The following is a 13,879-nucleotide window of genomic DNA, read 5'->3' on the forward strand; positions in this document are numbered from 1 at the left end:
AGCCTGGGAACTATTTGGGTGCTCAAAGGTGTAAGACTGAAAAAAATGGTGACACTAACATGAACCATATTTAGAAGGGATGATTGCCGTGGATTACCAATCCCGCATGCCCTCCGATCGCCTGAGTAAAGATCTGGCTTACATCAAAGGCCTGATGGAGGGCCATGGAACGATGGATACAACTCCTGAGGGGAAAGTGCTCCACCAAATGGTCCGCTTGATGGATCAAATGGCGGAGGAACACGAGCGGATGAACGTTCGTTTGGCCGAACTGGAAGAGTATGTAGAAGCGGTGGATGAAGATCTGAACGAGATGGAACTGTTGGTTTATGATGAAGTGGATGAGAACGAAGAGGAAGATATCGGGTTTTGGCAGGTGAAATGTCCTGAGTGTGGAGACTCGATGCTGGTCGATGAGGAAATTTTTGATTCTGGAAGCGCGGAGGATGTGGAATGCCCGCAATGTCAGACGGTGATGACGATCAGTGATGAAGGGGGTGTGAGCAAAAGAGACCTTCCCCACCATCAACGCGCCTTTCTCGATCAGAATGAGCCGATGGTGGAACAATAACCGCTTTGTTTTCTCTGGCCCCATCGCCTGTACAGGCGTGAAGGGGCTTTTTTGTGTGGGAGTTTTGGATAATAGTTTTGGATGGTAGAAATCAGCCCGTCCGGATTTTCCAGGTGAAGGGGAATAATGATTGTCCTTGCGCCATAAAGATTAGGTAAATCCAGTGTGGACAGGAGGTCACGCAATGTTATCTCCCATATTGGAAGTGCTCCCTCTGTCCATTCGCGGGATGGTAGAGTCATTGCCGGGCAAGAAAAAAGAACACCTGGAAGAAATCCGGGTGCGGCAAGGCCGACCCCTCGAAGTGGTTAGCCCATGGCAATACGGCTTTGTCAGCGACCGCGGTCGCCTGGTGAACCGGGAAGAAGAGGCTTACCGTCCCGGAAGGGAAGACTGCGAGAAGATGCTCAATCTGATCAGCAATCATTCACTGTACGCGCTGGAGGAAGAATTGAGGAGGGGATATGTCACCATCAAAGGGGGGCACCGAATCGGCCTGGCCGGTCGAGTGGTCGTAGAGGGGGGGCAGGTGAAACATATCCGGGAGGTTGCGGGGTTTAACGTACGCATCGCCAGACAGGTGAAGGGTTCAGCCCGTTCTCTTTTGCCCCGGATCCTGCGGGGGTCCCGATTGGAAAACCTGATGATCGTTTCACCTCCTCAATGTGGAAAAACCACCCTCCTGCGGGATTTGGTTCGCATCGTCAGCCAAGGAGAAGGCATCGCCTCCCGCAAGGTGGGGGTTGTGGATGAACGTTCGGAGATTGCGGGATGTATCGACGGAGTCCCACAACACGAAATCGGTCCCCGCACTGATGTCCTGGATGGCTGTCCCAAGGCGGAAGGAATGATGATGATGATCCGTTCGATGTCACCGGAATTACTGGTGGTCGATGAAATCGGACGAAGAGAAGATAGTGAAGCCGTCTTTGAAGCCATTCACGCCGGGGTCCAACTGTTTACCACGGCCCACGCCAAGTCTATGGAGGAGCTTTGCCGTAGACCGGGGATCTCGGAGCTGGTGCGGGAAGGTGTTTTTTCCCGGTACGTTCTGTTAAGCCGACGGAAAGGTCCGGGAACAGTGGAAGGGATTTATGACAGGAACCTGTGCCGCATCACCGGAAGGGAGGCGACGGTGACGGGATGATCAAATTGCTCGGTGCCTGTTTTATCCTGCTATCCACCAGCGCGATCGGGTTTCATATCGCTAAAAACTTTGCTGACCGACCCCGTCAGATCCGTCAGATCCGGGGGGCGCTGTCCTTGTTGCAGACCGATATCGTTTATGGGTCCAGACGGCTGGATCGGATTTGTGAACAGATTGCCGCCAGAGAGAAAGACCCGGTCCAATTCCTCTTTGCCCGTTGCGCCGAATACTTGCAACATTTAGACGGTGTTTCCACCTTTGAGTGCTGGAAGCGGTCAGTGGATGAAACATGGCCTCGTACCGCCATGAGAGAACCTGAACGAGAAGTGCTGACCGATTTCGGAAAAACTTTGGGGATTTCCGACCGAGAGGATCAACTGGCCCATCTCGCCCGCGTCCAGACCAGTCTGGAGGTGGAAGAGAGTGAGGCGCGGGAGGAACAGGCACGGTATGAAAAAATGTGCCGAAGTTTGGGAGTCCTGGCCGGGGCTCTGATTGTGATCCTGATTTACTGAATGGGGGGCACCGAGATGCCTTATAACGTCGACGCGATCTTTCAAATTGCGGGCATTGGCATCATTGTGGCCATGATGCACACCGTCCTCAAGCAGATGGGAAAGGAGGATTACGCCCATTGGGTGACACTGATCGGTTTTATCGTCGTGTTGTTCATGGTCGTGGTCCTGGTGGAAGACCTGTTCCAGACGATCAAAAACGTATTTTTATTCCATTCGTGACGGCAGGAGGCGGTCCACTTGGAAATTATCCAGGTGGTGGGTCTGGGCCTGGTTGCCACCTTCTTAATTTTGGTCATCAAGGAGCAGAAACCGGTTTTTGCTTTTCTGTTGGCTACCTTTACAGGTGTGGTCATCTTTTTAAGCCTGGTGGGAAAGATTGCCGACGTCATCGGCCTCCTGACCAAACTGGCGCAAGAGGCCCGGGTCAACTCCACCTTTCTTGAAACTGTACTGAAGATCATCGGAATCGCCTATATCGCCGAGTTTGGTGCTCAGGTGACCCGGGACGCGGGTCAGGGATCCATCGCTTCCAAAATCGAGTTGGCCGGTAAAGTGCTGATCATGGTGATGGCGATTCCGATTATTACCATGATGATCGAAACGGTGGTCGAAATTCTTCCTTCGTGAGGATGGTACCCATGGGTGTAGCGATCCGGGTGTTGGGACTCACCCTTCTGATTCTGTTCAATCTGCCACCCCCGATGACGGCAGCGGAGGGGGAGGGACTGGACGAGAAAGTGGTTCGGACGCAACTGGACCAACTCCAGACGGAAAAAATGGAAAGCTTTTGGGAAGAGATGAAAGAGGAATACGGTCGGTTTTTTCCGGAACAGAATCCGGGAGACCTCTTTGATCTGGTGCTTTCCGGAGAGGGATTGAGTTGGAGAAACTTTTTCTCCGCTTTCACCAAATATCTTTTTCACGAAGTGCTGTATAATGCAAAACTGCTGTCGACCATTATCGTCTTGACGGTATTTAGTATGATTCTGCGCACCCTGCAGACGGCTTTTGAACAGAACCAGGTGAGTCGAATCGCCTACGCCATTTCCTTTATGGTGATTATCATCCTTGCTGTGGATAGCTTTTCTGTTGCGGTGGATTCGGCTCAGGAAGCCATCTCTCGCATGATTCACTTCATGCTGGCGCTGGTGCCTCTGGTGCTCACCCTGTTGGCGTCCATGGGAAACCTGGGATCCGTGGGAATGTTTCATCCCATGATCGTCCTTATGATCCACGTGATCGGGACGATGATACACACCGTGGTCTTTCCCCTCCTCTTTTTTTCCGCGATCCTGGGGATCGTCAGTTGTCTTTCCGACAAGTACAAGGTAAATCGCCTGGCCCGGCTTCTGCAGAAGATCAGTGTCGGGATGCTGGGGACACTCTTAACCATCTTTCTGGGGATCATCTCCGTCCAAGGGGCGACGGCGGCAGTAACAGATGGTGTGACCATCCGGACCGCCAAATACGTGACAGGAAACTTTGTTCCCGTTGTCGGGCGCCTGTTTTCCGATGCTGCAGACACCGTCGTGGGCGCCTCGCTTTTGGTCAAAAATGCAGTCGGTATGGCCGGAGTGGTGATCCTGTTGGTCATCATCGCCTTCCCCGCACTGAAGATTTTGTCCCTGGCCCTGATCTACAGTTTTTCGGCGGCAGTGATGCAACCACTGGGAAACAGTCCGATCATTGAATGTTTGAGCATCATATCCAAAACGCTCCTTTATATCTTTGCCGCTCTGGCGACTGTCGGTTTGATGTTTTTTCTGGCGATCACCATTATTGTAGCCTCGGGCAATATCTCGGTGATGATCCGGTAGGTGATGACATGATCGAACTGTTGAGCGGTTGGTTGAAACAGATTGTCATTTTAGTGATGATCGCCGCCTTTATCGATTTGCTTCTCCCCAATAACGCCATGGAGCGGTACGTCAAACTGGTGATGGGGCTTTTGATCATCCTGGCGATCTTATCACCGATCTTTCAGCTTTTGCGGGAAGATTTGGACTTGAGTCGACTCGCTTTCAACGAACAAGGCACGGATGGAGAAAAGATGACTTCCCTTTCCACCATCCGCCAGCAGAGCAAAGGTATTCAACAAACCCAGGATCGGTTGATCCAAAAAGAGGCGGAAGAACGGCTGGCCGAAACAGTGAAAAAAGAGGTGGAGAAAGAGTTCGCTGTAAAGGTGGACTGGGCTCAGGTAAAGACCCGATCTGATAATGAGAAAGGAACAGCGGAGGTGGCCGGGATCAACCTGACCGTTCAACCGGAAACCAAGGAGGAGCAACAAGGATCCACCAGTACAGTCGAAGAAGTGGCGCCGGTTATTATTGACGGCTCCCAATCGACCGGAGAAGAATCTCGATCAGAGAGGCGATCATCAAGACAAGCGGACTGGGCGAAGAGAATCACCCGTTTCCTTCAGGATTCCTTTGCGCTGAGCGCCAATCAAATCGAGGTAAAGGTCCTGGAAGGGGACCAGGGGAGGTGACCACCGATGCTAAAGCGATTTTTAGATCGTCTGGAGCAGTCCTTGGGAGGGGGAGGTAATTCCCCCGGAAAGGGGAATACCTTTCGCTGGCTGATTGTCATCGGGTGTTTCGGGGTGGCGCTCATGATCCTGTCCTCTTTCTTCTCCGTGCGCCAGGAAGCGGTGCCGCCGCAAGAGGAAGCATCGGATGAGAAGAGTCAGGATTCCTCCGTGCCTGCCTGGAAAAAGGATCGTGGCGACAAAATGAGCATAGAAGAGTACGAAGATATGTATGAAAGCCAATTGTCTGAGGTGCTGGCAAGTATCGTCGGGGTCGAAGATGTATCCGTTATGGTCAACTTGGAGTCCTCGGCGGAAAGCGTCTATGTCAAGGATCAAAAACAATCGGAACAAGCTACAGATGAACAGGATAAACAAGGGGGGACCCGTAAAATTGAGGAGGAGACGACAGATGAAAAGGTGGTGTTGCGGCGAAAGGGAGACGGTGAGGAGCCGATCGTGGTTAAAAAGGTGAAGCCCCAGATCCGAGGGGTGTTGGTGGTGGCAAAAGGTGCGGAGGATCTGCAGGTGAAGGCGGCGATGATCGAATCGATTCAACGGTTGCTGGATGTTCCAGTGCACCGGATATCCGTGATGCCGAGGGGATAAGGAGGGTTTTTGATGAATATGAACAAACAGACAGTTTGGCTGGTGACCATGTTAAGCCTAATGGTGGTACTCTCCGCCTATTATATTGTAACCGGTCCAGTGGAGCCGGCAGACCAAGTGGCGATGGAGGACCAAGACGGGGATCCGGAAGGGGTACAAGTGGATACCGAGGAGAAAGATAAAGGAGATGAGGAGAATAAGGGGAAAGATGAAAAAGCTTCCGCCGGTGCAGAAAGTGATTACTTCGTCGGTTATCAGTTGCAACGGAGTTCACTTCGTTCCAAAATGACCGAAGATTATATGGAAGTACTGACCGATCCGGAATCTTCCAAGAAGGAACTGAAAGAAGCGCAGGCTAAGATTGATGAGTTGATGAAAGTGGATAAATCGGAGTCGGTGATGGAGGATTTGATTCGGGAAGAAGGATATCGGGATGCCGTGGTGATCACGGGAGATAATCAAATGGTCGATGTGATCGTCCAAAGTAAAAAACTGAGCAAAAAACAGGTGGTTCAGTTGATCTCCATGGTGAAAAAACAGATGGATATCCCTTCTCATAAGGTATCTGTTGCCTATCGCAATTGATCGACGTAGCGAGTAAAATTCCGACAAAACCCTCCGGCGGAGGGGTTTTCTTTTTTGACAAAAACCGCGAGCCTTCAATAAGGATCGATTGATTCCCGATGTTGGACAACGTAAAATAGATTTAGAGTGTGAACAAATCCTAAATGGGCTACACCGATTGGCAAGCTTGAGATTGATGGATCTTTTCTTTACAATCAAACGGTGGTGTGACGCCAGAATACCTGCATGTCCTTTTTAGAGGTCGTAGGATGATCATTTCATACACCCCAGGGAGGAGTGGACGTAGCCATGAAGATGCATGAGATCCGAGAAGTGATCCGGCTGGTGGACGAATCCACGATTCAAGAATTTGAGCTGGAGAATGACGGAACAAAAGTAACGATTAAGAAAGCGCTGTCCAACGCAGGCATTCAAGTAACTGAAACCCCGACGGTTCGGCCGGAGCAAACAACCCATGTAGAGCGGCAAGCAGAAGGACAAGCCCCTATTGTACAACAGGAGGAACCTCAATCGGTGCCGACACCGACGGCTAGCGAAGAGAAGGAAGATGATACCGATCTTCACCGGATTGTGTCACCGATGGTAGGAACCTTCTACCAGGCGCCTTCTCCCGATTCCGAGCCCTATGTAAAAGTAGGGGACCGGGTGGATGAAAAAAGCGTGGTCTGCATCGTGGAAGCGATGAAATTGATGAATGAAATTGAAGCGGAGGTAAAAGGTGAAATCGTGGAAGTGTTGGTGGAAAACGGGCAGCTGGTTGAATACGGTCAACCGCTGTTTCTAGTGAAGACGGATTAAGCAGCGAAAGGGGGGAGCAGCGATGTTTAAGAAAGTGTTGGTTGCCAACCGGGGGGAGATTGCCGTCCGGGTGATTCGTGCCTGCCGCGAGCTAGGGATTCAATCTGTGGCGGTGTATTCCGAAGCGGACCGCGATGCTCTCCATGTCAAGCTGGCAGACGAAGCTTATTGCATTGGCCCAGCGTCATCTAAAGAGAGTTATCTCAACATGACCAATATCATGAGTGTGGCCACCCTGGTCGAGGCCGATGCCATCCATCCCGGATACGGCTTTCTCGCGGAAAACGCCGACTTCGCCGAATTATGCGCCGCCTGTCACATGACCTTCATCGGGCCGAGCCCGGAATCCATCCTCAAGATGGGGGATAAAACCACGGCACGGGATACGATGAAGGAAGCCGGTGTTCCGGTGGTTCCCGGAACAGAAGGGGTTATCGAGGATGTGGAGACAGCGGTGGAAACCGCGCGGGATATCGGCTATCCGGTCATCGTCAAAGCGACGGCAGGCGGCGGCGGTAAAGGGATGCGCGTGGTACATACAGAGGAGGAACTGAAGCGGGCGATCCGGATGGCTCAGCAAGAGGCGGAAGCCAACTTCGGAAATCCCGGTGTGTATTTGGAGAAGTTTTTGGTCCAACCCCGTCACATCGAGATTCAGGTGTTGGCCGATGGACATGGTAATACGATCCATCTGGGTGAGCGGGACTGCTCGATTCAACGTCGATATCAAAAACTGGTAGAAGAAGCTCCCTCCCCAGCATTGGATCCTGAGTTGCGAGAAGCGATGGGCCGCTCGGCGGTTGATGCGGCTCAGGCCGTCGGTTATACCGGGGCGGGAACAGTGGAGTTTTTGCTGGATCAGGAGAAAAATTTCTATTTCATGGAGATGAACACTCGGATTCAGGTGGAACACCCAGTCACTGAATGGATTACCGGTGTCGACCTGATCAAGGAGCAAATCCGAGTGGCCGCAGGTGAGCCTCTTCTCCTGCAACAGGAGGATGTGGCATTGAACGGGTGGGCCATCGAATGCCGGATCAATGCAGAGGACCCGGACCAGAATTTCATGCCAACTCCTGGAACGATCACTTTTTATCTTCCTCCGGGAGGAGCAGGAGTTCGTGTGGACAGCGGGGCGTACCCCGGCTATCGCATCCCTCCCTTCTACGACTCGATGATTGCCAAACTGATCACCTGGGGAAAAGATCGTGAGGAAGCGATTTGGCGCATGAAACGGGCTTTGGGTGAATTTGCTGTTGACGGTGTGAAAACGACGGTACCTTTTCATTTGAAGTTGTTGAACAACCGCAAGTTTAACGAAGGGGATTTTCACATTCAATTTCTAGAAACTACTGATTTGGAGGCGGAAGACGATGGAGAGGGAACAGAACCAGTACAGTGATGCAGGAAGCACCCAGCTTGGCAAAGTGGAGATCGCCCCGGAAGTGCTTCAGATCATCAGCGGTCTCGCGGCGCTTCAGGTGGATGGGGTTGCCGGTACAAGCGGAGGAGTCGTATCCGATTTGACTCAATTTCTGGGACGGAAAACCCCAAAACAGGGGATTAAAGTCGATTTAGATGAAGAGGTTCGCATCCACGTCTCCCTGATCGTCCATTACGGTTATCACATTCCGGATGTGGGCCGAAAAGTGCAGGAAGAGATCAAAAACGCGGTCGGATCGATGACTGGCCTCGATGTAGCCGATGTAACCGTTCGTATCTCTGAAGTCCGTCTGGCGGGCGACGACCAAGATACCACGTAAACAAACAGAGAAACCGATAAAAAAATAGGGATCCGGGAGGAGGAACAGGGGATTGGGTGTACTAAATCGTCTCCTCTTGATGGTGTACAGTTTGCTGTTCCTGATGTTGTCCGCCATGGGGGTAGGTCTTTTCGTCAGTGCCGAGTGGGGTCAACAGGGGCTGCTGGCAGGGTGGTTGGATCGGATCTATCGGGATACTGGCGTACGCTGGTTCGTGTTGGCGGTAAGTATCATGGTCCTGGTCTACAGCCTTCGGATGCTGCGGCTCTCCCTTGAGAACAAGAAAGAAGAGCCAGGGGTGGATCGTTTGACTGAGATCGGCCACATCCGAATCTCGTTAAAGACGTTGGAAAGTCTCACGGTTAAACGCGCCCGTGGAATCAAAGGAATTCGAACGATCACAGCCCGGGTCCGACAGGATTCCGATCACACCTCGGTCGGTGTTGGTTTAAAACTGGTCGTGGACGGGGACACTCCTATTCAAACCCTATCCGAAGAACTCCAGCAATCCATCAAAACCCACCTGGAAGAGATCGCCGGAGTGGATGTCAGCCAAATATCGGTCTACATTGCGGATACGGTCCAATCGGACCGATCCCCAATCCGCGTGGAGTAGGTGGTGAAGGGCTTGGAGCGGATATGGAAACAATATGGGGGACGGCTTGCGGGAATCGCGGGAGGTCTTTTGTTCGGATTTATTTATCTGTTTATGGGATTATGGAAAACCCTGATTTTTGGGCTGTTCGTATTGGCCGGTTATGTGGTCGGTCATTGGATGGACACCCGTGAAAACCTTGGAGACGTTTTGGAAAGCATCGTACCGGACAAATGGTTTCAAAAATAATCATGGCCCCGGCCACCGGCTGGGTGTTTTTTTTGAAAGGAGGCGATTGGATGTCCAGGCGACAGGTGCGAGAAAAGGCACTGCAAACCCTTTATCAGTTAGAATTAAATCCCGATGCGGGCAGGAGTACTATCGACCACACGGCCCATGGGCTGAAAAAAGAGGTGCGGGAGGAAGATGTCGCTTTCTTCCTTCGCTTGACTCAGAGAGGATTGGAAAAGCCGTATCAGGTGGACCCGATCATCCAACGTTATCTGAAGGAGGATTGGACTGTCCCCAGGTTATCCACCATCGATCGGTCCATCTTGCGGCTGGCTGCCTTCGAATTGCTGTTTGAGCCGGATATCCCAGAAGGGGTGACGTTAAATGAAGCGGTGGAACTGGCCAAAAGATTCAGCACCGGAGAATCAGCCCGTTATATAAACGGGGTTTTGGGCACGCTGGTGAAGGATTTAGACTCGATCCAAAAGGAGATCGCTGGCGAGTAATACGAACAATTACTGATGGGCGAAGCATGAAAGTTCGTGATTCCTTTACACAAGCTTTCCCAAGGAGTAAACTGGGGACAAATGGTTTGGGAACAGGAAGGAAGAGGTTATAGTGGAACAAGGAAAATGGATCGATGGTAAGGTGCTTGCCAAAGAGATCAAAGGGGAACTGGCCAAAGAGGTGGCCGTACTGGCTGAAGAGACTGGAGAGCGTCCAGGTCTGGCAGTGATTCTGGTGGGGAACGATCCGGCCTCGGAGACCTATGTACGGGGCAAAGTGCGGGATTGTGAAGAAGTGGGGATCCGCTCTCAATTAATCCGCAAACCGGATACGATTGAGGAAGACGAACTTCTGTCCGAGGTTCAACGGCTTAATGAAGACCCGGCGATCCACGGGATTTTGGTTCAGCTGCCGCTGCCGGATCAGATCAACCCGGACCGGGTGATCTCCGAGATCCGGCCCGACAAGGATGTGGACGGGTTTCATCCTCTCAACGCAGGTCGTTTGGCTACGGGGCTGGACTCATTACTTCCGTGTACTCCTCATGGCATCCTGCAGATGCTGAAACGCTCAGGGGTGTCCATCGCCGGTAAACATGCGGTGGTTGTGGGTCGCAGCAATATCGTGGGTAAGCCGGTCTCCCTCCTGTTGCAACGGGAAAACGCCACCGTCACCATGTGTCACTCCCGAACGGAAGATCTGGCCCATCACACCCGGCAGGCGGATATCCTGGTGGCGGCGGTAGGAAGGCTCCACATGATCACTCGCCAGCATGTCCGGGAAGGGGCCGTCGTGATCGATGTGGGAATGAACCGGACCCCGGAAGGAAAGTTGGCCGGTGATGTGGACTTTGATGCGGTAGAGCCGATCGCTTCACGTATCACACCGGTTCCGGGGGGAGTGGGGCCGATGACGCGGGCGATGCTTCTCTACAATACCGTGAAAGCGGCCCGGACGTTTTTCACCAAGGGCTGATGGAGGATGATCGGGTTGCGGAAACAGGTGCAAGATGATGTTTTCTCTGTTACGGATCTGGTTCGTCGACTCACCCAGGTGATCGAAGAAGAAAAGGATTTTGCCCGGGTGTGGGTTCAGGGTGAGATCTCCAATTTTAAGCACCATGCCCGCGGCCATATGTATTTTACATTGAAAGATGACCGGACACGGATTCGCGCGGTGATGTTTGCCGGTCACAACCGACGGCTCCGCTTTTCCCCCAGGGATGGAGACGATGTTTTGATTCGGGGACGGATGGGGGTCTACGAACGGGACGGGCAGGTGCAGTTGTATGTGACCCATATGCAGCCAAATGGCGTCGGCGAACTGTTTGTCGCCTACGAACGTTTAAAAGAAGAGCTGGAGCAGGAAGGGTTGTTTGCGCCGGAACATAAAAAAGCCCTCCCGTTTCTGCCGGGGCGAGTGGGATTGATTACCTCTGCCCATGGTGCGGCAGTGCGGGATATGATCACCACATTGCGCCGGCGGAGCCGGATGGTGGATATTCTTGTCTGTCCGGTGGCTGTCCAGGGAGTGGATGCGCCTCGCCAGATCGTCGATGCACTGAACCGTCTCAATCGCACTCGAGATGTGGATGTGATTATCGTCGGTCGCGGTGGCGGCTCTCTGGAGGAGCTGTGGGCATTTAACGAGGAAGCGGTGGCCCGGGGAATCTATGAATCGCAGATTCCGGTCGTGTCCGCTGTCGGTCATGAAACCGACACGACGATATCCGATTTCGTAGCTGACGTACGTGCCGCCACTCCCACAGCCGCTGCAGAGATCGTCGCTCCCCGTTTTGAAGAGCTCCAATCCCAACTGAGCGGGATGAAGAAGCGGCTGACAACAGCGGTGGAACAACGTGTGCAATCAGAGAGAGAACGCTTGTCCCGGGTGATGGATCGTCCCGTCTTCCGCCGCGCAGAAGCCCGTTTAGAACCTTTTGAACAGCGGTTGGATGATCTAACCCGGGATTTGCTTGCCGCTGTCCGCCAACGTTTCTCCCCTTTGCGTTCCAGGCTGGAGGCGCAAAAACATCGGCTGCGTGGACAACACCCTTCCGCTCGGTTGCATCTCCTGTCTCAGCAGTTGACACGGATCTCTCGCCAGTGCAGACTGGGAATGGATCGCCAGCTGCAGGACAAACGAGCGGAGTGGTTACGACGGATGGAGTATCTGGATGCGCTCAGTCCTCTGAAAGTGATGCATCGCGGATACTCTCTCGTCTACCGCTATGGTGATCGTAGGTTGCTTAAGTCTGTGAAAGATGTCCAGGCCGGTGATCTGATCCGGGTGCGGATGTCCGATGGGAGACTGAAATGTCAGGTTTGGGGATGGGAGGATGATCCCGATGGAAGCGGATAAACAACCATTGCAGGAACTTAGTTTTGAAGAGGCTATGGAACGGTTGGAGGATGTGGTGAACCGTCTTGAAAACGGGGAGGTTCCTCTGGAGGAGTCGATCCGTCTGTTTGAAGAAGGGATGAAGTTGTCCCGGTATTGCGGGGCCAAATTGGAAAAGATGGAGCAGCAGGTGGAAATTCTGGCCCGGGAAAACGGTGATTGGGTCCGGAAACCTTTTCACCCCGATGAGGAGGCTGGAGATTAAGGTGCGGGAGATCGAAGGGTATCTGGAAGAAAAGGCGAAAACCGTGGAGCATCATCTGGCGGCCTACCTGAAGGACATACCGGGGACATTGGGTGAATCGATGAATTACTCCTTGCTCGCCGGAGGAAAGCGCCTGCGTCCGATTCTGGTGCTGGCCGCCGCCGATGCCTTGGGCGGATCCGAAGAAGCAGCGCTCCCCTTCGCGTGTGCAATCGAAATGATCCATACATACTCCCTGATTCATGATGATCTCCCGGCCATGGACGACGACGATTTTCGTCGGGGATCTTTGACCAACCACAAAGTTTATGGTGAAGCGATGGCGATACTAGCGGGAGATGCGCTGTTGACGAAAGCTTTTGGTGTGATGGCGGAAGGGGCGCTCAACACCGGCCTCGATGGCAAAGCCGCACTCCGCTTGATACAAGAATGCGCCGCTCGCGTCGGAGCGGAAGGGATGGTTGGTGGACAGGTGAAGGATATAGAGGCGGAAGGACGTGCAGTCTCCCTCAAGGAACTGCACGATATCCACCGATCCAAAACCGGGGATTTGATCACCTTTTCCGTCCGGGCCGGTGCGATTGTGGCCGGTGCCTGTGCCAAAGAGTTGGAAGCCTTGACCGGCTATGCCGAACGATTGGGACTTGCTTTCCAGATCGGAGACGACGTGCTCAATGTGATCGGAGACCGGGATAAAATGGGGAAACCGGTAGGCAGTGATGTGGAGAAGAAAAAATCCACCTACGCTGCGCTGCAGGGGTTGGACGTTTCCAAGAAGCAGGTGCGAACCCTGGTGGAGGAGGCCAAGAACCTGGTTTCCTCGGTTGAAGGCATTCGCCCTGATTACCTGCTCGGTATCGCCGACTATCTGTTGGATCGTGAGCGGTAATCAGGAGTGCGTTGCCGTATTTAAAATGGTTATGATATAATATCTATCAACAAGGAAGTGGTGCAGTATTCTAGTCGATCCACCCTCTCTGAAGGCGGGGCTAAAAATCCGCTAAAGGGCACATCGATGAAGTTCTTGGTGTTGGCTTCCGACGCCCAGTCGGGGGTCGATGCTGAGAGTTAAGGGGGACGGGCGATCCACAAAGGCATGTGGGCGTTGACCCGACCCCCGCGGAGGCCCAAGTGCGTCGCCGGAGCGTCACCGTGCGTAGGCGGCGGCTTGGGGTATGAACCTGTTACTAGGTAGGGGGACCTGGTGCAGCGTAGCCTGCCTTGAGTGGTGTTGTGGGGATACGATTTTTCGTTGAAAGCAACACTGCAAAAGAGGCTAGGAGAGGTGCTCGGATTGTTGAGGAAAACTCCTAGACTGTTTGCTGTGACAGGCAAGGCGGGCCGGGGATTGAAGTGCGGACTGAGTGGCAATCCAGTCCGGCGGCTGGTGACACCGCCGAAAAGGTAGTAAAGGGAAACC

Annotated in this window: 19 protein-coding genes; all 19 read left to right on the forward strand. The window is 53.0% G+C overall.

The window, feature by feature from the left end; all coding sequences use genetic code 11:
• The first annotated feature begins 88 nt into the window (after positions 1-88).
• The 19 genes from BLP91_RS13735 to BLP91_RS13825 all read left to right on the forward strand — a co-directional run bounded on the left by BLP91_RS13735 (position 89) and on the right by BLP91_RS13825 (position 13,348).
• Positions 89-571 (forward strand): CD1247 N-terminal domain-containing protein, encoded by a 483-nt coding sequence (locus BLP91_RS13735; protein WP_143003560.1) that lies wholly within the window; start codon positions 89-91, stop codon positions 569-571.
• Positions 572-755: 184 nt separating this feature from the next.
• The gene (gene spoIIIAA / locus BLP91_RS13740; RefSeq protein WP_091572252.1) at positions 756-1,718 is read left to right on the forward strand and encodes a stage III sporulation protein AA; all 963 of its coding nucleotides are present in this window, start codon (positions 756-758) and stop codon (positions 1,716-1,718) included.
• Positions 1,715-2,233: a stage III sporulation protein SpoIIIAB gene (spoIIIAB, locus tag BLP91_RS13745; protein ID WP_091572255.1), complete on the forward strand. Its 519-nt coding sequence runs from the start codon at positions 1,715-1,717 to the stop codon at positions 2,231-2,233. Before spoIIIAA ends, spoIIIAB begins: the two co-directional genes overlap by 4 nt.
• 15 nt (positions 2,234-2,248) lie before the next feature.
• Positions 2,249-2,455 carry a stage III sporulation protein AC gene (gene spoIIIAC, locus BLP91_RS13750; RefSeq protein ID WP_091572257.1) on the forward strand — a complete coding sequence of 69 codons (207 nt, stop codon included), beginning with the start codon at positions 2,249-2,251 and terminating at the stop codon, positions 2,453-2,455.
• A gap of 18 nt (positions 2,456-2,473) precedes the next feature.
• Entirely contained in the window at positions 2,474-2,863 is a 390-nt protein-coding gene (spoIIIAD, locus tag BLP91_RS13755) for a stage III sporulation protein AD (protein ID WP_091572260.1), read from the forward strand.
• 11 nt (positions 2,864-2,874) lie between these two features.
• Entirely contained in the window at positions 2,875-4,053 is a 1,179-nt protein-coding gene (gene spoIIIAE / locus BLP91_RS13760; protein ID WP_091572262.1) for a stage III sporulation protein AE, read from the forward strand.
• A gap of 8 nt (positions 4,054-4,061) precedes the next feature.
• Positions 4,062-4,727 carry a stage III sporulation protein AF gene (gene spoIIIAF / locus BLP91_RS13765; protein WP_091572265.1) on the forward strand — a complete coding sequence of 222 codons (666 nt, stop codon included), beginning with the start codon at positions 4,062-4,064 and terminating at the stop codon, positions 4,725-4,727.
• 6 nt (positions 4,728-4,733) lie between these two features.
• Positions 4,734-5,375, forward strand: coding sequence for a stage III sporulation protein AG (spoIIIAG, locus tag BLP91_RS13770; protein ID WP_091572267.1), 642 nt, complete (start codon positions 4,734-4,736; stop codon positions 5,373-5,375).
• A 12-nt stretch (positions 5,376-5,387) separates the two neighbouring features.
• Complete coding sequence (locus BLP91_RS13775) at positions 5,388-5,960, forward strand: SpoIIIAH-like family protein (protein ID WP_091572270.1); 573 nt, start codon at positions 5,388-5,390, stop codon at positions 5,958-5,960.
• A gap of 288 nt (positions 5,961-6,248) precedes the next feature.
• On the forward strand, positions 6,249-6,758 hold the full coding sequence (accB, locus tag BLP91_RS13780; protein WP_091572273.1) for an acetyl-CoA carboxylase biotin carboxyl carrier protein: 510 nt from the start codon (positions 6,249-6,251) through the stop codon (positions 6,756-6,758).
• A 22-nt stretch (positions 6,759-6,780) separates the two neighbouring features.
• Positions 6,781-8,160, forward strand: a complete 1,380-nt coding sequence (accC, locus tag BLP91_RS13785; RefSeq protein ID WP_091572275.1) for an acetyl-CoA carboxylase biotin carboxylase subunit — start codon at positions 6,781-6,783, stop codon at positions 8,158-8,160.
• Positions 8,132-8,521 carry an Asp23/Gls24 family envelope stress response protein gene (locus BLP91_RS13790; RefSeq protein ID WP_091572278.1) on the forward strand — a complete coding sequence of 130 codons (390 nt, stop codon included), beginning with the start codon at positions 8,132-8,134 and terminating at the stop codon, positions 8,519-8,521. The genes accC and BLP91_RS13790 overlap by 29 nt, the downstream gene beginning before the upstream one ends.
• A 52-nt stretch (positions 8,522-8,573) precedes the next feature.
• A complete protein-coding gene (gene amaP, locus BLP91_RS13795; RefSeq protein WP_091572280.1) occupies positions 8,574-9,137 on the forward strand; it encodes an alkaline shock response membrane anchor protein AmaP in 564 nt (187 codons plus the stop codon).
• A gap of 3 nt (positions 9,138-9,140) precedes the next feature.
• Positions 9,141-9,365, forward strand: a complete 225-nt coding sequence (locus tag BLP91_RS13800) for a DUF2273 domain-containing protein (protein ID WP_245662280.1) — start codon at positions 9,141-9,143, stop codon at positions 9,363-9,365.
• Between the two features lie 50 nt (positions 9,366-9,415).
• The gene (nusB, locus tag BLP91_RS13805; RefSeq protein WP_176757992.1) at positions 9,416-9,853 is read left to right on the forward strand and encodes a transcription antitermination factor NusB; all 438 of its coding nucleotides are present in this window, start codon (positions 9,416-9,418) and stop codon (positions 9,851-9,853) included.
• A 112-nt stretch (positions 9,854-9,965) separates the two neighbouring features.
• Positions 9,966-10,829, forward strand: a complete 864-nt coding sequence (gene folD, locus BLP91_RS13810; RefSeq protein ID WP_091572288.1) for a bifunctional methylenetetrahydrofolate dehydrogenase/methenyltetrahydrofolate cyclohydrolase FolD — start codon at positions 9,966-9,968, stop codon at positions 10,827-10,829.
• A gap of 15 nt (positions 10,830-10,844) precedes the next feature.
• Entirely contained in the window at positions 10,845-12,215 is a 1,371-nt protein-coding gene (gene xseA, locus BLP91_RS13815) for an exodeoxyribonuclease VII large subunit (RefSeq protein WP_245662281.1), read from the forward strand.
• Positions 12,202-12,459 (forward strand): exodeoxyribonuclease VII small subunit, encoded by a 258-nt coding sequence (gene xseB / locus BLP91_RS13820; protein WP_091572294.1) that lies wholly within the window; start codon positions 12,202-12,204, stop codon positions 12,457-12,459. The genes xseA and xseB overlap by 14 nt, the downstream gene beginning before the upstream one ends.
• Position 12,460: 1 nt before the next feature.
• Positions 12,461-13,348 carry a polyprenyl synthetase family protein gene (locus BLP91_RS13825; protein WP_091572296.1) on the forward strand — a complete coding sequence of 296 codons (888 nt, stop codon included), beginning with the start codon at positions 12,461-12,463 and terminating at the stop codon, positions 13,346-13,348.
• Positions 13,349-13,879 lie beyond the last annotated feature (531 nt).

Origin of the sequence: Melghirimyces thermohalophilus (assembly GCF_900102685.1) — a bacterium.
GTDB classification, from domain to species: domain Bacteria; phylum Bacillota; class Bacilli; order Thermoactinomycetales; family DSM-45169; genus Melghirimyces; species Melghirimyces thermohalophilus.

Coding starts and splice junctions, on each gene's coding strand:
- spoIIIAA (WP_091572252.1), top strand. CDS start 756: ATGTTATCTCCCATATTGGAAGTGCTCCCTCTGTCCATTCGCGGGATG.
- spoIIIAB (WP_091572255.1), top strand. CDS start 1,715: ATGATCAAATTGCTCGGTGCCTGTTTTATCCTGCTATCCACCAGCGCG.
- spoIIIAC (WP_091572257.1), top strand. CDS start 2,249: ATGCCTTATAACGTCGACGCGATCTTTCAAATTGCGGGCATTGGCATC.
- spoIIIAE (WP_091572262.1), top strand. CDS start 2,875: ATGGGTGTAGCGATCCGGGTGTTGGGACTCACCCTTCTGATTCTGTTC.
- spoIIIAF (WP_091572265.1), top strand. CDS start 4,062: ATGATCGAACTGTTGAGCGGTTGGTTGAAACAGATTGTCATTTTAGTG.
- spoIIIAG (WP_091572267.1), top strand. CDS start 4,734: ATGCTAAAGCGATTTTTAGATCGTCTGGAGCAGTCCTTGGGAGGGGGA.
- BLP91_RS13775 (WP_091572270.1), top strand. CDS start 5,388: ATGAATATGAACAAACAGACAGTTTGGCTGGTGACCATGTTAAGCCTA.
- accB (WP_091572273.1), top strand. CDS start 6,249: ATGAAGATGCATGAGATCCGAGAAGTGATCCGGCTGGTGGACGAATCC.
- accC (WP_091572275.1), top strand. CDS start 6,781: ATGTTTAAGAAAGTGTTGGTTGCCAACCGGGGGGAGATTGCCGTCCGG.
- BLP91_RS13790 (WP_091572278.1), top strand. CDS start 8,132: ATGGAGAGGGAACAGAACCAGTACAGTGATGCAGGAAGCACCCAGCTT.
- nusB (WP_176757992.1), top strand. CDS start 9,416: ATGTCCAGGCGACAGGTGCGAGAAAAGGCACTGCAAACCCTTTATCAG.
- xseB (WP_091572294.1), top strand. CDS start 12,202: ATGGAAGCGGATAAACAACCATTGCAGGAACTTAGTTTTGAAGAGGCT.